This is a genomic window from Spirillospora sp. NPDC049024 (assembly GCF_040649235.1).
In the GTDB taxonomy this organism is placed as follows: Bacteria; Actinomycetota; Actinomycetes; order Streptosporangiales; family Streptosporangiaceae; genus Spirillospora.
Genome location: NZ_JBEZFD010000005.1, coordinates 271,102 through 291,958, shown reverse-complemented (window position 1 = coordinate 291,958; position 20,857 = coordinate 271,102). Strand labels below are relative to the sequence as shown.

The window sequence follows — 20,857 nt, the reverse complement described above, 5'->3', positions numbered from 1 at the left end:
GGGCCTCGGCTCGGGGAACCCGCCACTCGCCCACTCCGATCGCAATCCCAACAAGGTGGACTGTGAAGATAACGGTGAAAAATGTGAGCTTGAGAGTAGAAGGGCCCTGATCAGGGTGTCAAGGTCCTGGATCCGCCCGATTCGGCACCGCCGATGCGAGCGATGTGCGCATGCGGCGGCAGGCCCGCGGGCGCCCCGCGGGCGCCCGTCACCGGCGGGCGCCGGTCAGGTCGCCGCCAGCTCGTAGGCCACCTTGTGCTCGTCGAGCCCGCGCAGCGCGTCCGCGTCGGCGCCGTCGTCGACGATGACGCGGTCGAACGCCGACAGCGGCGCGACCCGGTGGAGCGCCACCCGGCTGAGCTTCGAGTGGTCGATCAGCAGCACGCTGCGGGCGGCCGCGCCGAGCATGGCGCGCTTCACCGAGACGATGCGCTGCTCCTGGTGGTAGGCGAACCCGCCGGAGACCGCGGACGTCGACACGAAGCACAGGTCGACGTTGAGCGCCTCGATCGCGTCCACGCACGAGACCCCGAGGAACGAGTCGTGCAGCGGGTCGTAGTCGCCGCCGAGCGCCATCAGCCGGATGTCGCGCTCGCCGGACAGCAGGTTGATGGCCTGCAGGAAGTTGGTGACGACCGTCAGCGGGGCCGCCCCGGCCAGCCGGCGGGCCAGCGCCAGGGCCGTGGTGGAGTCGTCGAGCATGACCGCCATGCCCGGCTCGACCATCTCGGCGGCCCGCGCGGCGATGGCGTCCTTGGCGGGCCGCATCGACTTCATCCGGTAGGCGACGTTGCTCTCGAACACCCCGGACGGCTGCGCGGTCACCCCGCCGCGGTGCTTGCGGACGACGCCCTGCCGCTCCAGCTCGTCGAGGTCGCGGTGGATCGTCATGAGGCTGACGCCGAAGCGCTCGGCGAGCCCCGCGGCGGAGACCGAGCCCGCGGACAGGACGATGTCGGCGATGTCCTGGCGGCGTCGCTCAGGTCCGCGCGCGTCCGCGCTCTGCCTGCCCATGCCGGAACCTCCCGCTGGCCGGCGCGCGCGACGGGGGGCTGTCGGCGGAGGCCGGGCGCCACACAAGGTAACACGTTCGGATGGTTTGTTAACACGAGGGTCAGTCGGGTTGACCCGTCTCGTCGGATCGCCGCACCATGACCGGCCTTTTCGCGGCCGGGCCTCCTCCGGTCAGCGCCCTCCGGCGGCCGTCCCGCGGGCCCCACGCGGCCCAGCGCCCACAAGAACACCTGCGAATACCGCAAATACCATACGAAGCAGCTTATGGCCTAATTTCCGATTGTCTTGCCGAGTGATGATCAGAAGGGATATTGATAAGCCATCTGTCACTTGCCTCTCTTCGAATGGGACGGAATGACGACGACCCTGCCCTCCTTCCCCGCCGCGGACGAAACGCCGCTCGACACCTGCATACGGCTGCGGGAGATCGCTCCGGTGGTCGAAGTGGAGTTCCCCGGCGGCGTCCCCGCCTACCTGGCATTGACCCACAATGCCGTCCGGGAGATCCTCGCCGGCGACAACAGGACCTTCCTGCGGGATCCGCGGCACTGGCCCGCCCTGCACGACGGATCGATCCCCGAGGACTGGCCGCTGCGCGCGATCGTCCAGGGCGGCCACCTGTCCACCAAGGACGGCGACGACCACCGGCGGCTGCGCGGGCTGGTCGGCAAGGCGTTCACGCCCGCGCGGGTGCAGGCGCTGGAGCCGCGCGTCCGGCAGATCGTGGAGGGCCTCCTCGACGGCGTCGTGGCCGCGGGCGACGGCGTCGACCTGGTCCCCGCGTTCACCGAGGCGCTGCCGATGTGGGTGATCTGCGAGCTGTTCGGCGTCCCCGCCGAGGACCGGCCCCGGGTGCGCGAGTGGACCGCGGCGCTGCTCGCCCACACCACCCCGCCCGAGGAGGCGTTCGCGACGCAGAACGCCCTCCAGGCCTACCTGCACGGGCTGGTGGAGAAGAAGCGCGCGGAGCCGGGGGACGACCTCACCACCGGCCTGGTCCAGGCCGGCGACGAGGGCGACCGGCTCACCACCGACGAGCTGGTCGGCGTGCTGTGGCTGATGCTCGTCGCCGGCCACGAGACCACCGTCCACCTGCTCGGCCACGCCATCGTGGCGCTGTCCCAGCACCCCGACCAGCTCGAACTGGCCAGGGCCGAGGAGCGGTGGGACGACGTGGTCGAGGAGACCCTGCGCTACCGGCACTCGGTGATGATGACCAGCTTCCGCTTCACCGCGCGGGAGGTGACCATCGCCGGGGTCCGCATTCCTGCGGGGCAGGCGGTCGGCGTGGTCTACCAGGCGAGCGGCCTCGACCCGGAGGAGCACGGCGAAAGCGCGGACCGGTTCGACATCACCCGTGAGCGCGGCGCGCGGCTCGGCTTCGGCCACGGCCCCCGCTACTGCATCGGCGCGTCCCTGGCCCGCCTGGAAGGCCGGCTGGCGCTCGCCGCGCTGTACCGGCGGCTGCCGGAGCTCACCCTCACCATCGACCCGGACGACATCCCCTACTCGCCCTCGTTCTTCACGGTCGGGCCCCTCAGCCTGCCGGTCGCGCTCGGCCCCGTCCGGCCCTGACGCCCCGCCCCCGGTCCGGCGGCCCGCCCCGCCGGACCGGAAGCCCGCGCGGCCGTGCCGTTGGAAATCCGCCGCAACGCGCTCACCTGCCGCGCCGCCATCAAAGATCATCGGGTTTTGGCGATCCCCTGTGCGCCGAGGCGATTTGATGCATCCTTATCACGCCTTATACCGATATGGCCGCCGTGCGACGGGTCGAGGAGTCCTGCGCGCCAGTCACCGACGCTCACGAGGACACGAGGATGGCAACAGAAGCGAATCGAGCCCGCATGGAGCGCGCCCCGCTGGAACGCGCGTTCTGGGTCTGGTTGATCGCAGCCATCGTCACCGGCGGCGCATGGCTGGGCGCACTTCTGGCGGTGGACGAGAACTCGCGCGCCGTCGTCGGGATGGGCGGCGGCGCGGGAGCGCTCCTGGTGAGCCTCGCCGCAGGGGTCGCCGCTTACCACGCCGAGTGCGCGCGGGCCGCCCGCGAGCGGCTGGCCCGGGTGGAGGCCGAGAGCGGCGTCCTGGAGCGCAGGCTCCAGGAGCTGGTCGACGGACCGCTCCCGGCACTGATCGAGCGGCTCCACGCCGGAGCCTCGCCGGACGAGACCCTCGCCGAGCTCCAGACCGTCCCGAACCACCTGCTGGGACGCCTGGTGCGCAGGGTGGCCGAGGGCGTGGCGGAGAGCGAGCGGCGCGCGGCCCGCGCCGGGGCCGAGCTGGCCGCCCTGGAGGACGAGGTCGTCCGGCTGGCCGACTCGACGCTGCCCGTCCTGGTCGAGCGGATCCGGAGCGACCGCGCCTCGGCCGCGTCCGTGCTGGCCGAGTTCCCGGCGCCCGCGCACCCGGCGCTCGACCGGCTCCTCCGCTCGGTCGCCGACGACGTGGCCGGCGGGGAGCGCACCCGGGCGGCGGCCATGGCGGCCTCCGCCAGCGCGGCGGCGCGGATCCAGGCGCAGACGACCCGCATGCTCGCCGGGCTCCGGGAGCTGGAGGACCGCTACAGCGAGGACGAGGTCTTCGGCGACCTGCTCGACCTCGACCACCACGTCTCCCAGATGGGGCGCCTGGCCGACAGCATCGCGCTGCTCAGCGGCGGGCGCTCGGGGCGGCGCTGGACCAAGCCCATCAAGCTGGAGAGCGTCATCCGCGGCGCCATGGGGCGGATCGCCTCCTACCAGCGCGTCCAGTACCACTCGACCAGCACCGCCGCCATCGCCGGGTTCGCCGCCGAGGGCGTCATGCACGCGCTGGCCGAGCTGATGGACAACGCCGCCAACTTCTCCCCGCACGGCTCGGCCGTGCACGTCTACGCCGAGGAGGAGGACGCCGGGGTCGTCATCACCGTCGAGGACAGCGGGCTCGGGATGCGCCAGCGCGAGCGGGAGCGCGCCGAGCGGCTGATCTCCGAGACCGCCGACCTGACCTCGCTGCCCGGCACGCGGCTGGGCCTCGCGGTGGTCGGGCGGCTGGCGGGCAAGCACGGCCTGCGGGTGAGCTTCCGGCCGTCCTCGCGCGGCGGCGTCGGCGTGGTGATGCTGATCCCGCGGCAGCTCGTCACCCACTCCCCCGGCGGGACCGCGGCGGGCACCCTGGCGGAGTCCATCGGCGGCAGGCCGAGGAGCGCCGGCGGGCCCGCCCGCGAACCCGTGGCGGCCATGTCCGCCGCACCGGCGGCATCCGGCGCGGACGCCTCCGAAGGCGCGTCCTACCTGCCGAAGCGCCGGCGCGGCGCCACCCTCGCCGGGACGGTCGAGCAGCCGGAGGCGCCACCTCCCCTGCCCCGCGACCCGGGTGCCCGGTTCGCCGCGTTCCGCGCGTCGACGTCGGGGAGCCACCGGATGCCCGGCGGCGCCGGGTCCGGCGGCGGTCGGAGCGAGACCACGTCCACCGAAGACCCCGACCAGTAGGGCTCATGGTTCGGCGGCCCGTCCCCGGACGGCCGCCGGGCCGACCGGTCCCGGCGCTCGTCCGGACCGCAGGATCGACAGATAGGAGGCAGGGGCGCGCGCCTGCGGCGGACGCCGCCCCGTGATCTCGATGAGCACCGATGAGCACCGACTCGACTGGCTCCTGACGTCCCTCGCGGAGCGTGCCCCCGGCGTCCAGCACGTCCTGGTGCTGTCCCGGGACGGGCTGAGGATCTGCCACACCCCCGGCCTGGACGACGACAGGGCCGACCAGCTCGCGGCCATCGCCTCGGGCATCCAGAGCCTGTCCATGACCGCCTCCCACGAGTTCGGCCGGGGCGTCGGCGCCGGCCAGTCGATGGTGGAGTTCGCCGGCGGGCTGCTGCTGATCATCCCGGCCGGGGAGGGCGCGCACCTGGCGGTCGTGGCCGGCGAGGACGCCGACGTCGGCCTGGTCGGGCACAGCATGAACGAGCTGGTGGAGCAGATCGGCGGCTACCTGACCGCGGCTCCGCGCACGTCCGCGTCGAGATGAAGCCGCGCCCCCTGGACCTCGACGACCCCGACCGGCTCTACACCGTGACCGGCGGCCGCAGCCGGGTCGACGACGCGGCCCTCGACCTGGTCACGCTGGTCGTCGCCGAGAACGACCCGGCGCCGGGCATGCAGTCCGAGCACGTCGCGATCCTGCGGCTGTGCCGCCGCCAGCCGGTGGCGGTGGTCGAGCTGTCCTCCCATCTGCGGCTGCCGGTCAGCGTCGTGAAGATCCTGGTGCTCGACCTGCGCGACGCCGGCCACCTCACCGTCCGCCACCCGACGTCGGCCACCGCGACGACGCAACTCGCCGACCTGGAGACCCTGAAGGAGGTGCTCGTTGGACTCAAAGCCCTCTGACCGCGCACCGGACCCCGCGGGCGGCGTGCCGCTGCGCCGCAGCGTCCGGGACGCGCTGAAGATCGTGATCGTGGGCGGGTTCGGCGTCGGGAAGACCACCATGGTCGGCTCGATCTCCGAGATCCGCCCGCTGAGCACCGAGGAGATCATGACGAAGGCCGGCGTCGGCATCGACGACCCGAGCCGCGTCGCCGACAAGCGCACCACCACGGTCGCCTTCGACTTCGGCCGGATCTCCCTGGACGCCCACCGCGTGCTCTACCTGTTCGGCGCGCCGGGCCAGCAAAGGTTCTGGTTCATCTGGGACCAGCTGTTCGCCGGCAGCCTGGGCGCCGTCGTGCTGGTGGACACGCGCCGACTGGAGGACTCCTTCTACCCGCTCGACCGGCTGGAGCACCACGAGATGCCGTTCGTGGTGGCGGTCAACCGGTTCGACGGCCCCGAGCCGCGCCCCCCGCTGGACCTGGTGCGCGACGCGCTGTCGCTGTCCGCGGACGTTCCGCTGGTCGACTGCGACGCCCGGAGCCGCGACTCCTGCAAGAGCGTGCTGATCACGCTCGTCCGGCACCTCACCACCCTCCACGACCCCGCCGCGCTCCAGGAGGCCGCGCAGTGACCGACGAGACCGAGCAGACCGACGAGACCGAGCCGACCGACGAGACCGAGCCGAGCGGGCAGTCCGAGGAGAGCACCCGGCCGCCCGCCGACGAGAACGCCGTCCGCCTGTACGGGGAGGAGTTCGACCAGCGGCCGAAGGACTTCTTCGAACGGATGCGGCGCGAGCACGGCCCGGTCGTGCCCGTCCTGCTCGAAGGCGACATCCCCGCCTGGTACGTCATCGGGTACCGGGAGGTCAACCACGTCACCGGCAACCCCGCCCTGTTCGCGCGCGACACCCGCCGCTGGAACGCCTGGGACATGGTCCCCGAGAACTGGTCGCTGCTGCCGTTCGTCGGCTGGAACCCCTCGGTGATGCTCGCCGAGGGCGAGGAGCACCACCGGCGCAGCGCGGCGATCAGCGACGCGCTGGACGCCGTCGACCGCACCGAGCTCGCGGGCATCTGCGAGCGCGTCGCCGACCACCTGATCGACGAGTTCGCCGGGGACGGCGAGGCCGACCTCGGCGCCCAGTACGCCGACCGGCTCCCGCCGCTGGTCATGGTCGGGCTGTTCGGCGTCCCCGACGCCGAGGTGCCGGACATGATCCGCGACATCCAGGACGTCGCGGGCTCCGACGAGAACGCCGTCGCGGCCTACGGGCGGCTCCAGGAGACCATGCGGCGGCTGGCCGAGACCCGCAGGGCGCGCCCCGGCGCGGACGTGACGTCCCGCCTGCTGCGGCACCCCGCCGGCTACACCGACGACGAGCTGGTCAGCGACCTGATCCCGATGATCAGCGCGGGGCACCTGCCGACCGGCCACTGGATCGGCAACACGCTGCGGCTGATGCTGGTGGACGAGCAGTTCGCCGTGACGCTCCAGGGCGGCCGCGGCAGCGTCTCGCAGGCGCTCAACCAGGTGCTGTGGGAGGACACGCCGTCCCAGAACAACATCGGCCGCTTCGCCGTGCGCTCCTGCGAGCTGGCCGGCCGCAGGATCCGTCCGGGCGACATGCTGATCCTGGGCTGGGCCGCGGCGAACGCCGACCCCCAGGTCGCGCCGCCCGCGCACGGCGCCGGCGCGGGCAACCGCGCCCACCTGTCGTTCGGCCACGGCGACCACGGGTGCCCCTACCCCGCCCCGGAGCTCGCCGAGGTCGTCGCCAGGACGGCGGTCGAGGTGCTGCTCGACCGCCTTCCCGACATGGAGCTCGCAGTGAAACCGGACGAGCTCATGTGGCTCCCGTCCTTCTGGGTCCGCCGCCTGGCCGCCCTCCCCGTCCGCTTCACCCCGGCCCTGACCCCCCACCGCCCCCTCTGACACGCCGTCCCATCAGCCGCCGAAAACGGTTTGCCCGGCTCTCGCGGCTCGATGATCCTGAGCCGATGGACCTCAAGGACGCCGCGCGCGCCTGGCAGACCGACGGCTTCGTCATCCTCCCGGCGTTCCTCCAGGGAGACGAGCTGAGCGCGGCGGTGGACGAGTTACCCCTGCTGTTCCCGACGGCCGCGGGCTTCCACGACCGCACCGACCCGCGAGCGGAGCGTTTCGTCGGCGACGAGTTCGCCGGGATCGACGCCTTCCCCTTCGCGAGCACCGCGGTCGGTCTCCTGGCCGTCCACCACCGCGTCCTAGACCTGGCCGAGGCGCTCCTGGGCGGCGGCGACTTCCACGTCTACACGGCGGAGGCCTGGGCGAAGTACACCGGCGCCTGCGACTACGACTAGGACCTGCATCGCGACTACCTCAACCACACGCTCCTGGTGCCGAGCACAGCGGCCGAGTTTCAGCAGTTGGAGATGTTCGTCTTCCTCAGCGACGTGCCCGAGGAGCTCGGGCCGCCGCATCTGGTCTCCCGCAGGCACACCGCGGCGCTGCCTTCCGTGCCCAACTGGTTTCTGCGGCCTGGGCGGGCGGGCTCCGGGCGCTTCCTCGACGCCGATGGCGGGCCGGACCTCTACGAGGCCGAGGTGTCGGGGGCCGGGCCCGCCGGGACGGTCATCGCGTTCGAGGCGGGGACCTTCCATCGCGGCACCGGGCTGACCGCGCCGCGCGGCGTCCGGTACAGCATGCATCTGGGGTTCCGGCCGTCCGGCGTCGGTTGGGGGCAGCGGATGGGATGGGCCATGCGCGGCTACGAACGGGCATGGGTCGACTTCGTCCACCGCGCCGATCCGCGGCAGCTCCAGGCCTTCGGGTTCCCGCCGCCCGGCCATCCCTACTGGACGCCCGAGACGCTGGCCGGGACGGCGCTCCGGTACCCGGAACTCGACCTGGCGGCGTGGCGGACGGCCGGTCAGGCCGCGGTGGTTCGTTGAGCGGGTCGGGGTCGGGCGGTGGTCCTGGCCGGGCGCCAGGTGGCGACGAGGGCGAACGCGAGCAGGAGTTCGGCGATGTCGCCGCCGTAGTACATGAGTTCGGCGCCGCCGCGCACCTGGGCGATGGGCGCGTGGATGTCGATGAGGAAGCCGCCGTAGACGAGCTGGGAGACGGTCGCGTGGGCGGCGACGGCCACGCCGAGGACCACCAGCCGGGCCAGGACGCCGGGACGGGACGGGGCGGGGTCAGGGCCCGCGATGACCCAGGCGAACAGGCAGCCCGACAGCAGGAAGTGGACGTGCAGCGCCATGTGCAGCACCGGCTCCTCCATGGCCGCGTTGTACAGCGGGGTGAAGTACACCAGGGGCAGGGTGCCGGCGCTCAGCACCAGCGCGGTCACCGGGTGGGCCAGGATCCGAAGAGGGACGCTGCGCAGAACGCCGGTCAGCGTCCTGGCCTGGGCGGCGGGGACCGCACGCAGCAGGACCGTGATCGGGGCGCCCAGCACCAAGGCCGGCGGCGCGTACATGCCGATGAGCAGGTGCTGGAGCATGTGCCCGCGGAAGTCGCGGTCGGCGAAGGCGTCGATGGGGGCCGACAGCGCGAGCGCGAGCAGCGCGCATCCGGTCAGGAACACCGCCGCGCGCATCCGTCCCGGGCCCCGGGCCGGGTTCCGGCGGCGGCCCCGCCACCACAGCGCCAGGTAGCCGGCGGCGACCAGTCCCACGGCCGCCAGGGGGAGGACCGCCTCCAGCGGCGACGCGCTCCCGCCGTGTTCGTGCATCGGGTGGCCGACCGCCTGGAGGAGCGGGGTGGCGGGCGTCATGCGTCCCGTCCCGGGTTCGGCGCCCGTCCGTCATGGGCTCCGGACGGGGACAGCGGCTTGGCGGTGCGCTGGACGAGGTAGCCGACGGCGACCAGAACGACGCCGAGCAGCAGGAACCCGACGTCCCACCAGATCTGGTGAGGACCGCCGTGGACGTGGTGGATGCCGAGTATCTGGTGGTCGATGATCCCCTCGACCACGTTGAACAGGCCCCAGCCGACCAGGATCCAGCCCCACAGCGCCGCCGACGTCCACACCCGGCGGCGCCGGTGCGTGACACGCGAGTACAGGATCGCCAGGCCGGTCAGGACCGACAGCCAGCACACCACGTGGAAGAGGCCGTCCCACAGCGTGTTCATCTCCAGCCCCGACACGGTGCGCGGGGAGTAGTACTTCACCCCGATCCTGTCGGTGTTGGTGCTGGTCAGCATGTGGTGCCATTGCAGGAGCTGGTGCAGCAGGATGCCGTCGACGAACCCGCCGAGGCCCACGCCGAGAACGATCCCCGGCAATCGCAGGTCCACCGGCGTCACGCCTGGGCGGCTTGCTCGAACGGTCGCGGTCATGTCTCTCCGATCAGCGGCAGCCGTGCGTGCGGTAGGGCTCCGCGTCGCTCCACTTGACGTCCAGCCCCAGGCCGGGACGGTCGGAAGCGGGGACGAGGGCGCCGTCCTCCGGGGTGAGCGTTCCGTCGAAGAGCAGCCCCTCGACGCGGACGTGGTCGTGGAAGTACTCCAGGTGGCGCAGGCGGTCGACCGCGCAGAACGCGTGCGCCGACACCGCCGGGGCGCAGTGGGCGGACAGGTCGATCTGCCGCGCGGCGGACAGCCCCGCGACCTGGAGCAGGCCCGTGATGCCGCCGCACCGGGTGACGTCGGCCTGGAGGCAGTCCACCGCGGGGCCGTCCAGGAGGCCGGCGAAGTCCTTCAGGACGAACCCGTACTCCCCCGCGGCGACCTCCAGCCGCCCCGGCCCCTCGTCGCGGACGAGGCGCAGCCCCACGACGTCGTCGGAGCTCACCGGCTCCTCGAACCACCGGACGTCCCACTCCTCGGCGAACCGCCGCGCCCAGTAGAGGGCGTCCTTGCGCGTCAGTGCCCCGTTGGCGTCGGCGTACAGTTCGGCGTCCCCGATCGCGTCCCGGACGGCCGCGAGCCGCCGCGGGTCCTCCTCCGGCCGCCGCGACACCTTCAGCTTGACCCGCGGTATGCCCTGCCCGACCCAGCCGGAGAGCTGGTCGGAGAGGCGGTCCAGGGGGTAGTTCGTGAAGCCGCCGCTGCCGTAGACGGGCACCCGGTCGTGGAACGCCGGAAGCACCTTGAACAGCGGAAGGCCGAGCAGCTTCGCCTTGAGGTCCCAGAGCGCGACGTCGACGGCGGACACCGCCATCGCCCCGACCCCGGGACGTCCGGCGTTGCGGATCCCGGCGAACATCCGCTCCCAGGCCGCGGGCGGGGCGAGCGCGTCGGCGCCTTGCACCGCGGACGCCAGCTTGGACTCCACGAACGCGGCGACCGACACGTCCCCGTAGGTGTAGCCGATCCCGGCCTGCCCGCCGGCCCGCACCTCGACGAGGACGAGGGTCGTCGAATCCCAGCGGAGCGTGCCGTCCTCCTCGTGGCCGCCGGGCCCGTCGGTGGGCACCTGGAAGGCGTGCACTCCGACCCCGTCGACCTCGACCTCGCCCCGCGGACGCATCTGCTCTCCCTCCGTCGGCGTCTACCTACCGCTGGGGCCGGACCTAAACCGGAGAGGGCCTCGGCACCGCACCATACCTAGGAGTATGGTTCCGTACCATGGAGTATGGAGACGAGATCACGCACCGCGTGCGGGCCCTCGCGCCGACGCTCGCCGAACGCGCGCGGGCCGCCGAGGACGCGCGCCGGCTGCCCGACGAGACCATCGCCGACCTGGCCGGGACCGGCCTGTTCGACATGCTGGTGCCGAAGCGGTTCGGCGGCGCCGAGCTCGGGTTCGAGGAGATGGCGGCGGCGTGCCGCGAGGCGGGCGCCGGATGCGCCTCCACGGGCTGGCTTTCGGTCATCTACACGCTGCACAACTGGATGGTCGCGCTGTTCCCCGAGCAGGCGCAGGCCGAGGTCTGGGCCGACCGGCCGTACGCGCTGATCCCGTGCGTCCTGTCTCCGGGCGGGACGGCGGCGCCGGCGGACGGCGGGCACCGGGTCACCGGGCGCTGGTCGTGGGGCAGCGGGGTGATGCACGCCGGGCACGTGATGGTCATGGCGCTGGTCACCGAGGGCGACGCGATCGAGCCGCGGCTGTTCCTGCTGCCGCGCGAGGAGGTGGCGGTGCACGACGTCTGGCACACCAGCGGGATGCGGGGCACCGGCAGCAACGACATCGAGGTGCCGGACGTCTTCGTCCCGGCGCACCGGTCGGTGCCGCTCGCCGACCTGGCGGAGGGGCGCTCGCCCGGCTCCCTCGTCCACTCCGGGCCGCTCTACCGGACACCGCTCGTGCCCGTGTTCGCGCTGACCGGCGCGGCGCCCGTCCTCGGCGTGGCCGAGGGGGTGCTGGCACTGTTCGCCGAGCGGACGCGGGGCCGGGTGATGGCCTACTCCGGCGAGCGGCAGCGCGAGACGGCGGGCGCGCAGGTCCGGCTCGCGGCGGCGACCGCGGACCTGGCCGCCGCCCGGCTGCTGCTGGAGGACGCGCTGCGCGGCGTCGTCCGCGCCGTGGCGGACGGCGGCTGCGATATGCGGCGCCGTGCCAGGGCCCGGCTCGTGGCGGCGCACGTCGCCGGGACCGCCCGGCGGGTCGTCAACGACCTGTGCTCGGCGGCCGGGGCGAGCGCGCAGTTCAGTGACTCCCCGTTCCAGCGGGCGCAGCGGGACGTCAATACGATCTCCGGGCACGTGGTGTTCGAACCGGACGCGGCGTACGCCCTCTACGGCAGGATCGAGCTGGGACTGGACCCCGGCCCGGTGACCCTGGTGTGACGGCGGCCCGGCGGCGGAGGCAGGGGGTCGGATGACGGGCGGCACGGGAACGGCCGGCGCAGGAGCGGGCGTCGAGGACACGGGCGGCGGAAAGGCGGCGGCCCGGCCCAGGGTGGCGCGGCGCGACTGGATCGAGGCGGCCTACGGGGAGCTGGCCCGCGCGGGCGAGCGCGGCGTGGCGATCACCACGCTGGCGGCCCGGCTCGGCGTCACCAAGGGCAGCTTCTACTGGCACTTCCGGGACCGCCCCGAGCTGATGCGGGCGCTGCTGGACCGGTGGGCGCACGAGCGGACCGACGAGATGCTGGGGCTCGCGCTCGGCAGCACCGCCGACCCGCGCGAGCGGCTGCGCCGCATCCAGGCGCTCGGCCGCGAGGTCGCGCCGATCGACCGGGCGATGCGGCTGTGGGCGCAGCACGAGCCGGCGGCGGAGGAGGCGGTGCGGCACGCCGACCGGGCCCTGCTGGGGCACATCGTCGCCTGCTTGGAAGGCCTCGGGTTCGATGAGCAGGAGGCACGTCTTCGGGCGCAGCTGATGCTGCGCGTCTGGGCGGGCGGCTACCTCGTCCCCGAGTCCGGCCCCGACCCGGGGGAACGCATGCTGGAGATCCTCCTCGCTCCCTAGCCCGGCTCACTCCCGGCGGACGAATCCGTGCCGTGCGAGCATCTCGGCGAGCTGCCGCCCGGCCGGGGTGAGCTCCCTGCCGAGCCCCCGGCACGCGGCGCAGCGCTCCTTCTCCGGCTCGGACGGGCGGGCCTTCATGTGGTCGTCGATGGCGCGTTCCACGGCGGTCACGATGGCGGGTTCGGCGGGGGCGGGCCGTTCGGGCGCGGCGACGGGCGGGGACGCGGGCGCGGCCCCCGGCGGCACGCCCGGGGCCGGCCGCCACTCGTGGGCGCGGCGGGCGGCCTGCGCGACCGCGATCAGCTCGCCGGCCCGCCGGTGCCAGGCGAGCCACCGCTCGTTCGGCGTGCTGCCCGTCCCTCCGCACTCCGCGCAGTCGTCCTCCAGCGCCTCCAGGAGCCGCGACACCAGCCCGGCGCTCGCCGCCCGGTCACCCACTCCGGTCACCCACTCCGGTCACCTCGCGCAGGCTTCACGATCCCTGTCCATCCACGCTCTCGCCGTCCCGGGCCCGCGGGCCCCCTCACGTCGTACGCGCGGCGGGGCCGCCGGGTTCGGACGCGCGCCGGTCGTCGCGCTGCCGCGACGCCCCCCGTATGGCGTACGCTCCCGGCGGCGGGGCAGGTCCGGTGCGGGGGCCACCGCCCGCGCCCGGCACGGGCGTCGCGCCGTGACGGTCCGACCCCCTATCGTGGTAGGGCCCGCGACCGTACCGTCCGGTTCCGACCGGAGGCGGCGCGGCGGGGCCGCCGGGGGCCGGAGGGAAGGGCCGCCGAAGGGGACTCCGTGCGAAAGGCTGGGGTGTGAGTCAGCGACGACCGCGGCCGTCAGGCGAAGAGCAGGCGGGCGACGTGGCCGGCGCCGTGCCGGACGACGTCGCGGCCGCCGTGGAGCGCGTGCTGAGCGCGACCACGCTGCTCTGGAACCGCGCGGACCAGGGCCTCGAACCCGCCATCTCGCCGATCCAGCTGCGCGCCGTGGAGGTGATCGCGCGGTTCGGCCGGCTGAACCTCGGCGGGCTCGCCGAGGAGCTCGGCGCGATCCCCTCGTCCACGAGCCGGCTGTGCGACCGGCTGGAGGCGGCCGGGCTGCTGGTGCGGGAGGCCGCCCGCACCGACCGGCGCGAGATCGTGCTGCGGCTGAGCGACCAGGGCGAGCGGCTGCACGCCGAACTGGTCCGGCGGCGCCGCGCGGCGGTGCGCGACGTGCTGGCGCAGATGTCCCCCGCGTCCCGGGCCCGACTGCTCGACGCGCTCACGGAGTTCGGTCAGGCGGGCGAGCGGCGCGAGCGCGGCGGTGGGGTCCTCGGGTCCCGGACGGCCTGACCGGCGCCCGTTTCCGGCCAGTTCGTACCTGCTTTTTCCGCAGCTCGATATCAAGTATTTGCCATACGGCAAACTCTTTGGCAGTCTTCCCGTGCGGTCCTGCGTCCGAGACGGGGCGGACCCGATGACAGAGCCGCGTTCCCGCGGTCGAACGGCCGGTCGAGGGGGACGGCCGCTCCCGCGGTCCGGCCTCCGTACCCGGGCCGGCCGCACGGGATGCGGCCGCGTCCGGCGCGTCGGCACGCAGTGATGAGATGGGGTCTCGATGAGCACGCACGGCCGCCCGGCCGGGGATGAGCACGGCCGCCCGGCCGAGAGTGGCCGGGGCCGCCCGGCCGATGGCGACGGCAGCCCCCCGGCCAGGGTCGAACGGGCGCTGCGCGCCGCTCCCGCGTACGCGCTGCCCGAGGTGCTGGCCGCGACGCTCTCGCGGGAGTACCCCCGCGTCTCCACCGCCCGGCTCCTGGTCTCCGACTACCACTCGCGCGCCCTGATGCCGGTCGCGCCCCTGCTGGCCGCGCCGCGCCCCGGCGGCCCGGCGGCCCCGGCCGGCGAGGCGCGGGCCGCGGTGGCGGCCGCCGAGGAGGCCGTCGAGCCGCCAGAGGAGGCCACCGAGCCGATCGGGATCCGGCAGAGCCCCGCCGGGCGCTCGTTCGCCACCGGCCGCGTCCTGGTGGCCCCCGCGGAGGACGGCGACGGCTCCGGCGAGACCGGGACCTATATACCGGTCAGCGCGCGGGGCGAGCGGATCGGCGTCCTGCAGCTCGGGTCGTCCGCCCCGTGGACCGCGGCCGAGACGGCCGAGCTGGCCGAGATCGGCGAGCTGCTGGGCAGCGCCCTGAAGGTCGCGTGGACCCGGACCGACCGGTACGAGCGGGCCAGGCGGCGGCACCGCCTCACGCTCGCCGCCGAACTGCAGTGGCAGCTCCTCCCCGGCCACGCGCACGCGGACACCTCGTTCAGCCTCGCGGGGCACCTGGAGCCGGCCTACTCGATCGGCGGCGACAACTTCGACTGGTCCGTCGAGCACGACCACCTGGCGCTGACCGTCACCAACGGCGCGGGCACCGGCATCAAGGCGGCGCTGCTGACGTCGCTGACCGTCGGCGCGCTGCGCAACGCCCGGCGGTCGGGCGCCGACCTCGGCGAGCAGGCGAGCCTGGCGAACGACATGGTGCACGTGCGCTACGGCGGCCGGGAGTTCACCGAGACCCTCGTCATGCGGATCGACCTCGTCGACGGGACCGTGCACGTCATCGACGCGGGCTCCCCGCGGCTCCTGCTGATGCGCGGCTCCGAGGTGACGCGGGTGCCGCTGGAGCAGCAGCTCCCGCTCGGCATGTTCCCCGACACCGAGTACCGGCCCCAGCGGTTCGGGCTCGAACCCGGCGACCGGCTGGTGATCGTCAGCGACGGGGTCTTCGGCGCGAAGGCGAAGGGCGGCGAGTACGGGACGCACCTGCTGGAGCAGGCCACCCGGCGCAGCCGCCTGCAGCCCGCGGCCGAGGTCCCGCTGACCGTCATCGACGAGCTCATCGAGTTCCACGAGGGCGCCGACCTCGCCGACGACGCCGTCGTGGTGTGCTTCGACTGGCACAGCCCGTCCGGCGGCGCCTCCCCGGTTCCGCCCCACGTGGCCCTGCACGGCGAGTCCGCGGTCTAGGCGGGAGCCGCTCGCAGGCGGCTCCCGGCCGGCGGCCTTCCGGTCACTCGGCCGGCGGGCTCGGCCGGTCGTCGGGGACGAGGCCGAGGGCCACCTCGAGGGCGGCGGCGTGCACCTCGTCCTCGCTGAAGGCGGTGTCGCGCATGGCGAAGTGGGTCATGTGCAGCGTGAGGAGGGCCAGGCGGGCGCGGATCTGGTCGGGCAGGCCCGCCTTCTCGTCGACCATGAACTCGGCGTACGACTTCATGCGCTCGCGCAGGTCCGAGGCGGCCTTCAGCTCTCGGACGGCCGGTTCGTTCATCTGCATGAAGCGGATCATCTCCTTGCCGGGGCCCTCGATGATCTCGGCATAGCGGCGCACGAACTCCCGCCGCGACGCCGGGGTGGGCTGCTGCCCGCGCGCCCACTCCAGGAGTTCCTCGCCCTCGGCGCGGAAGTCCTCGAAGAGGCTGCCGACGATGTCCTCTTTGGTCTTGAAGTGGTAGTAGAGCGCCGCCTTCGTCACATCGAGGCGTTCGGCGATCTCGCGCAGCGAGGTCTTCTCGTACCCCTGCTCGGCGAACAGCTCCAGCGCGACACTGCGGATCCGTGCGCGGGTGTCGCCTCGACGGCGGGTCATCGCGTCCTCCCCCTCAACTTACTTGACGACCGGCTAGTTCCGAGTCTACCGTACGGCAGGTAAGAACTAGCCGGGCGGCAGGTAAGTCGGACGGAGCGGGGACAGGGATGAGTACGTCACTCACGAAGAACGGGACGGCGGAGCCGCCCCGGAGCAAGCGCCAGGTGTACATCGTGATGAGCGGGCTGATGATCGGCATGCTGCTCGCCATGCTCGACAACATGGTGGTCGGCACCGCGATGCCCACGATCGTCGGCGAGCTGGGCGGGGTGGCGCACCTGTCCTGGGTGGTCACCGCCTACACGCTGGCCACCGCCGCGGCGACGCCGATCTGGGGCAAGCTCGGCGACATGTACGGCCGCAAGGGCATGTTCATGGCCGCCGTCGTGCTGTTCCTGGCCGGGTCGGCGCTGGCCGGCATGGCGCACAGCATGACGCAGCTGATCGCCTTCCGCGGCGTCCAGGGCCTCGGCGCCGGCGGCCTCATGGTCGGCGCCATGGCCATCATCGGCGACCTGGTGCCGCCCCGCGAGCGCGGCCGCTACCAGGGGCTCATGGCCGCGGTCATGCCGCTGGCCTTCATCGGCGGCCCGCTGCTGGGCGGCCTTGTGACCGACCACCTCAGCTGGCGGTGGGCCTTCTACGTCAACCTTCCGCTGGGCGCCCTCGCCCTGGTGGTCACCGCGCTGACCATGCACCTCCCGAAGCGTCCCCGCAGCACGGCCCGCATCGACTACATCGGCGCGGTCCTGCTGACCGCCGGCATCGTCTGCCTCTCGCTCATGACCAGTTGGGGCGGCACGGAGTACGCCTGGGCCTCCGCCATGATCATCGGCCTCGGCGCCGGCGCCGCCGTCCTGCTGGTCCTGTTCGTGCTGTGGGAGATGCGCGCGGAATCCCCGATCCTGCCGATGAGCCTGTTCCGCAGCCGCAACTTCACGCTGGCCTCGGTGCTGGGCTTCCTGGTCGGCTTCGGGATGTTCGGCGCGGTGACCTTCCTGCCGCAGTTCCAGCAGCTGGTGCAGGGCGCCTCGGCCACCAACAGCGGCCTGCTCCTGCTGCCGATGATGATGGGCATGCTCGTCACCACCATGACCGTCGGGCAACTGGTGACCCGCACCGGGCGCTACCGCGTCTACCCCATCGTCGGCGGGGTCGTCATGACCGCGGGCATGCTGCTGCTGTCCCGGCTCACCGTGGACTCCACCCAGCTCACCACCGGTCTGTTCATGCTCGTGCTGGGCGCCGGCATGGGCTTCCTGATGCAGAACACGATGCTCATCGCGCAGAACAGCGTGGAGATGAAGGACATCGGCGCGGCCAGCGGCGCGGCCACCCTGTTCCGGACGATCGGCGGCTCCCTCGGCGTGTCGATCCTCGGCGCGATCTACAGCAGCCGCCTGACCGGCGGGCTGAGCGACCGGCTGGGCGAGAAGGCCGGCGAGTCGATCTCCGGCAGCGGCGGCCGGCTCACCCCGGCGCTGCTCAAGCGGATGCCGACCGACGTGCGCGACGCCGTGGAGCACGCGGTGGCCTCCGGTGTCCACGGCGTCTTCCTCTGGGCTTCCGCGTTCACCCTGCTGGCCATCGTCGCCGCCTGGTTCATCCGCGAGACCCCGCTGCGCGGCGGTCCCGCGGAGCGGCCCGCCCCGCAGGACGACACGGTCACCGAACCCGTCGCGATCTGACACGGCGCAGCACCGGTCAGGGGCCGTCCTCGTCGAGGACGGCCCCTGCCGCGCTTTGCGGCGGCGGCTTCGACGTCCGCGGTCCAGACGAGCCACGGCCCCGGGCCGATCCCCTTGCGGGGCCGCCCCGACCGGGCAGTAACCTTTCGCTTACTTGATCAGCGAGAAAGCGGGAGAGCAGCGATGGGCGAGCTGAGCGCCGCGGAGACCGTCCGTGCCGCCGACAAGATCATCCACGACGTCGGGTCGCGGTGGATGCTGTCGCGCCGCACGGCGGAGCACGGCGAGGAGCAGGGGTACGACAACCCGTTCGCGTACTACTTCGCCGGACGGGGCGGGGTGATGGGCGACGTCGACGCCGACGTGGTCTCGGCGGCGCTCGGCTGGTTCGAGCCCGGTTTCGTCCGCGCCCAGTGGGACGAGGGGATCGCGGTCGCCGGGGCGCGCGAGGCGACGCGGCGGTACATCCTCGGCTGCGCGGCCTGGGGCGAGGCCCACCTGCCGGAGGACCCGCGCCTCTGCGAGCTGGCCGAGCGCGTCGTGCGCGCGGCCGAGGGGTCGGGGCTCCCACTGTTCTGCGGCTGGCGCGCCGAAACGCTGCCGGACGCCACCCGGGCCCGGCTCATGCAGCTGGTGCAGGTGCTGCGGGAACTGCGCGGCGGCCTGCATCTCGTCGCGACGACCGCCGTCGGGCTCTCCCCGCTGGAGGCGATCCTGACGCAGGACGGACCGGACATCGCGCGCTTCTTCGGCTGGCAGGGCGACCTCCCCGACTGCGCCGCGCTCCGGCCGCGGCGCGTGGAGGCGGAGGAGATCACCGACCGGCTCTCCGCCGCCGTCTACGAGCGGGCGCTGTCGCCGTCCGAGCGGGCCGAGTTCGCCGAGCGGATCGGCGCGGTCGGCGCGGCCGTCCTCGGCTGAGCCGTTCCGCGGAGCGCGCCGGGGCCGGTCTTGTCGCGGACGGACAAGGACCGGGCGGAGATCGCGCAATCCGGGGACTGTCGCCCGGAGGACGACAGGTTCATTGTCGGACCTGACCGATCACGCTCGGAAGGAGCACGTGATGGGACGGTCCCCTCTTCCCCTCGGCGCGTTCGCGGCACTGTCGCGATCGGGGGGCGGCCCCCCGCGCCCCCCGGTTCGCTTCGCTCATGCCGCGGCGGCCGCGGCCGCGGCCGTGCTGGCCGTCACCGCGGCGGCCGGACCGGTGGGCGCGCGCGAGGCCGACCGGACCGAGACGCCGGTCGCCTCCAGCTCGCCCGTCACCGACGTCGCCGAGTCGGTCGTTCGGGTGAGGGTGCCGCTGCCCGCAACGGCCGGTCTGCATCCGCAAGCCTGCGACTGGCTGTCCTACCTGCGGTTCCGGCACAAGGACGGTCCCGCCGCGTCGGCCGACGCCGACCGGATCCTGGTCGCGCAGCCCGGCATCCTGGAGGGCGCGGGCGCGTTCGACAGCGTCGCGCGCAACACGGTCTCGGCCGCGGCCGAGCGCGGGAAGCACATCGAGTTCTGGGCGCTGGACCGGCGGTCCAACTGCCTGGAGGACGGCACCGGGATCCAGGCGGGGCTCCGGGCGGGGGACGCCCATCTCGCCATCGACTACTACTACCGGCAGAAAGAGGTCGACGGGCGGAAGTTCGCCGGGTACCAGACCAACGACCAGGTGAAGTGGCTCCAGAGCGTCGGGCTTGAGCAGACCGTCCGCGACCAGTACGACCTGATGGTCAGGGAACTCCCCGACCCGGCCGCGCGCAAGCGGAAGATGATGTGCGGGGGGCACTCGCTGGGCGGCGTCCTGACGGCGTTCTTCGCCGAATGGGACTTCGACGGCGACCACTCGACCACGGGTGACGCCGGGTACGAGCAGTGCTCCGGCTACTTCGCGCTCGACACCCGGATCTCGACGGCGCTTCCCGGATTCGGCGGGGACTTCCCCGAGGACTGGATCCCGCTGCTGAAGTTCGGCGCGGGCGCCGTCCAGGCGGGGCTGGAGAGCGGTGCGATCCCGCGGGCCCTGTCCGCCCCCGCGGTGGTCAACACCGAGACGATGAACCTGCTCGGCATCGCGGGCCTGGCGGCGCGCCTCGACCCGGGCGGCGTCTCCGACCTCGCGACCTACGTGCCGTCGTCGTTCAACACCGACTCCACCTACCGGATCCTGTTCTCCAAGGACTACCCGACGTTCCTCACGGGCTCCCCCACGGTGAAGGACTTCCGGTTCACCAACGCCGCCGCGCTCGGCGGGCTGCTGGACGACAACTCCCAGCCGCTCGCGTTCATGCAGGCCAGCCTGGGGTTCTGGGACGGCGGGAGGATCGTCGACAAGGAGTTCCCGGCGCCGAACGACCTCGCCGGCATCGGTCTCGGCGGCCTGTCCCGGCTGCTCGGGACCGAGAAGAAGGCGATCCCGGACGAGCCGCGCGGTCCGCTGTACACGTGGCGGAACTTCGACCGCGTCGGCGCCCCGGACGACCCCGTGTACAAGGCCAAGGACGGCACCCCGTTCACGTCCGCGGGGAAGGAGGTCACCGACATCGCCGAACTGGCCCGCAGCCTGTCGGAGCATCCGCTCGACTTCACCGAGCACTACTTCCCGACGCGGATGGTCGCCGACATCGCGCTGGCCGCCGCACCGGGGATCGCCGACGACGCCGTCCACGAGGACGGCGTCACCGCGAACCCGACGCTCGACCTGGAGGCGGAGGGCGGCCTCGGCGGCGACCCGCAGCCCGGCGACGTCGTCGCGCCCGGCTACCAGCACATCGACGTGCTGACCGCGTCCGCCGTCCAGAACGGCGGCCGGTCCGAGCCGGTCTCCGCGAACCTCGCCGCGTTCGCCGCCCGCTGACGCGGC

At 73.4% G+C, this 20,857-nt stretch carries 21 protein-coding genes; 15 read left to right on the top strand and 6 right to left on the bottom strand.

Annotated features, from left to right (window positions below; genetic code table 11):
• Positions 1-225: 225 nt before the first annotated feature.
• Positions 226-1,014, bottom strand: a complete 789-nt coding sequence (locus AB0C21_RS11740; protein WP_353820647.1) for a DeoR/GlpR family DNA-binding transcription regulator — start codon at positions 1,012-1,014, stop codon at positions 226-228.
• Between the two features lie 354 nt (positions 1,015-1,368).
• On the opposite strand from AB0C21_RS11740, the gene AB0C21_RS11735 reads away from it, so the two are divergent.
• From AB0C21_RS11735 to AB0C21_RS11700, 8 genes are all read left to right on the top strand, one after another.
• Positions 1,369-2,589: a cytochrome P450 family protein gene (locus AB0C21_RS11735; protein WP_500203986.1), complete on the top strand. Its 1,221-nt coding sequence runs from the start codon at positions 1,369-1,371 to the stop codon at positions 2,587-2,589.
• A gap of 242 nt (positions 2,590-2,831) precedes the next feature.
• A complete protein-coding gene (locus AB0C21_RS11730) occupies positions 2,832-4,484 on the top strand; it encodes a sensor histidine kinase (RefSeq protein ID WP_500203985.1) in 1,653 nt (550 codons plus the stop codon).
• Between the two features lie 130 nt (positions 4,485-4,614).
• Positions 4,615-5,019, top strand: a complete 405-nt coding sequence (locus tag AB0C21_RS11725) for a roadblock/LC7 domain-containing protein (RefSeq protein ID WP_500203984.1) — start codon at positions 4,615-4,617, stop codon at positions 5,017-5,019.
• The gene (locus tag AB0C21_RS11720; protein ID WP_500203983.1) at positions 5,016-5,378 is read left to right on the top strand and encodes a DUF742 domain-containing protein; all 363 of its coding nucleotides are present in this window, start codon (positions 5,016-5,018) and stop codon (positions 5,376-5,378) included. The genes AB0C21_RS11725 and AB0C21_RS11720 overlap by 4 nt, the downstream gene beginning before the upstream one ends.
• Positions 5,359-5,994 (top strand): GTP-binding protein, encoded by a 636-nt coding sequence (locus tag AB0C21_RS11715; RefSeq protein ID WP_500203982.1) that lies wholly within the window; start codon positions 5,359-5,361, stop codon positions 5,992-5,994. Before AB0C21_RS11720 ends, AB0C21_RS11715 begins: the two co-directional genes overlap by 20 nt.
• Positions 5,991-7,298, top strand: coding sequence for a cytochrome P450 (locus AB0C21_RS11710; RefSeq protein ID WP_500203981.1), 1,308 nt, complete (start codon positions 5,991-5,993; stop codon positions 7,296-7,298). The genes AB0C21_RS11715 and AB0C21_RS11710 overlap by 4 nt, the downstream gene beginning before the upstream one ends.
• 65 nt (positions 7,299-7,363) lie before the next feature.
• Positions 7,364-7,705, top strand: coding sequence for a phytanoyl-CoA dioxygenase family protein (locus AB0C21_RS11705; RefSeq protein WP_500203980.1), 342 nt, complete (start codon positions 7,364-7,366; stop codon positions 7,703-7,705).
• A gap of 36 nt (positions 7,706-7,741) precedes the next feature.
• Complete coding sequence (locus tag AB0C21_RS11700; RefSeq protein WP_500203979.1) at positions 7,742-8,296, top strand: phytanoyl-CoA dioxygenase family protein; 555 nt, start codon at positions 7,742-7,744, stop codon at positions 8,294-8,296.
• Here AB0C21_RS11700 and AB0C21_RS11695 read toward each other — a convergent pair.
• Genes AB0C21_RS11695 through AB0C21_RS11685 form a run of 3 tightly spaced genes read right to left on the bottom strand, consistent with a single transcriptional unit; the run spans position 8,275 to position 10,821 of the window.
• Positions 8,275-9,123 carry a cytochrome c oxidase assembly protein gene (locus AB0C21_RS11695; protein WP_500203978.1) on the bottom strand — a complete coding sequence of 283 codons (849 nt, stop codon included), beginning with the start codon at positions 9,121-9,123 and terminating at the stop codon, positions 8,275-8,277. The genes AB0C21_RS11700 and AB0C21_RS11695 overlap by 22 nt on opposite strands.
• Complete coding sequence (locus AB0C21_RS11690) at positions 9,120-9,647, bottom strand: DUF2243 domain-containing protein (RefSeq protein WP_500203977.1); 528 nt, start codon at positions 9,645-9,647, stop codon at positions 9,120-9,122. Before AB0C21_RS11690 ends, AB0C21_RS11695 begins: the two co-directional genes overlap by 4 nt.
• Positions 9,648-9,699: 52 nt before the next feature.
• Entirely contained in the window at positions 9,700-10,821 is a 1,122-nt protein-coding gene (locus AB0C21_RS11685; RefSeq protein WP_500203976.1) for an enolase C-terminal domain-like protein, read from the bottom strand.
• Between the two features lie 98 nt (positions 10,822-10,919).
• Here AB0C21_RS11685 and AB0C21_RS11680 point away from each other — a divergent pair, with 98 nt between their 5' ends.
• Both AB0C21_RS11680 and AB0C21_RS11675 read left to right on the top strand, forming a co-directional pair.
• A complete protein-coding gene (locus AB0C21_RS11680) occupies positions 10,920-12,083 on the top strand; it encodes an acyl-CoA dehydrogenase family protein (protein ID WP_500203975.1) in 1,164 nt (387 codons plus the stop codon).
• 31 nt (positions 12,084-12,114) lie between these two features.
• A complete protein-coding gene (locus AB0C21_RS11675; protein ID WP_500203974.1) occupies positions 12,115-12,708 on the top strand; it encodes a TetR/AcrR family transcriptional regulator in 594 nt (197 codons plus the stop codon).
• Between the two features lie 6 nt (positions 12,709-12,714).
• Here AB0C21_RS11675 and AB0C21_RS11670 read toward each other — a convergent pair whose 3' ends face one another.
• Positions 12,715-13,155: a hypothetical protein gene (locus tag AB0C21_RS11670; protein WP_500203973.1), complete on the bottom strand. Its 441-nt coding sequence runs from the start codon at positions 13,153-13,155 to the stop codon at positions 12,715-12,717.
• Between the two features lie 356 nt (positions 13,156-13,511).
• Here AB0C21_RS11670 and AB0C21_RS11665 point away from each other — a divergent pair, with 356 nt between their 5' ends.
• Positions 13,512-14,033 carry a MarR family winged helix-turn-helix transcriptional regulator gene (locus AB0C21_RS11665; RefSeq protein WP_500203972.1) on the top strand — a complete coding sequence of 174 codons (522 nt, stop codon included), beginning with the start codon at positions 13,512-13,514 and terminating at the stop codon, positions 14,031-14,033.
• Positions 14,034-14,298: 265 nt separating this feature from the next.
• The gene (locus AB0C21_RS11660; protein WP_500203971.1) at positions 14,299-15,696 is read left to right on the top strand and encodes a PP2C family protein-serine/threonine phosphatase; all 1,398 of its coding nucleotides are present in this window, start codon (positions 14,299-14,301) and stop codon (positions 15,694-15,696) included.
• A gap of 43 nt (positions 15,697-15,739) precedes the next feature.
• On the opposite strand, the gene AB0C21_RS11655 is transcribed toward AB0C21_RS11660, so the two are convergent.
• Positions 15,740-16,315, bottom strand: coding sequence for a TetR/AcrR family transcriptional regulator (locus tag AB0C21_RS11655; protein WP_500203970.1), 576 nt, complete (start codon positions 16,313-16,315; stop codon positions 15,740-15,742).
• A gap of 107 nt (positions 16,316-16,422) precedes the next feature.
• On the opposite strand from AB0C21_RS11655, the gene AB0C21_RS11650 reads away from it, so the two are divergent.
• The 3 genes from AB0C21_RS11650 to AB0C21_RS11640 all read left to right on the top strand — a co-directional run bounded on the left by AB0C21_RS11650 (position 16,423) and on the right by AB0C21_RS11640 (position 20,851).
• Positions 16,423-18,003 carry an MDR family MFS transporter gene (locus AB0C21_RS11650; RefSeq protein WP_500203969.1) on the top strand — a complete coding sequence of 527 codons (1,581 nt, stop codon included), beginning with the start codon at positions 16,423-16,425 and terminating at the stop codon, positions 18,001-18,003.
• Positions 18,004-18,186: 183 nt separating this feature from the next.
• On the top strand, positions 18,187-18,924 hold the full coding sequence (locus tag AB0C21_RS11645; protein WP_500203968.1) for an SCO6745 family protein: 738 nt from the start codon (positions 18,187-18,189) through the stop codon (positions 18,922-18,924).
• Between the two features lie 142 nt (positions 18,925-19,066).
• A complete protein-coding gene (locus AB0C21_RS11640) occupies positions 19,067-20,851 on the top strand; it encodes a hypothetical protein (protein ID WP_500203967.1) in 1,785 nt (594 codons plus the stop codon).
• The last annotated feature ends 6 nt before the right edge of the window (positions 20,852-20,857 follow it).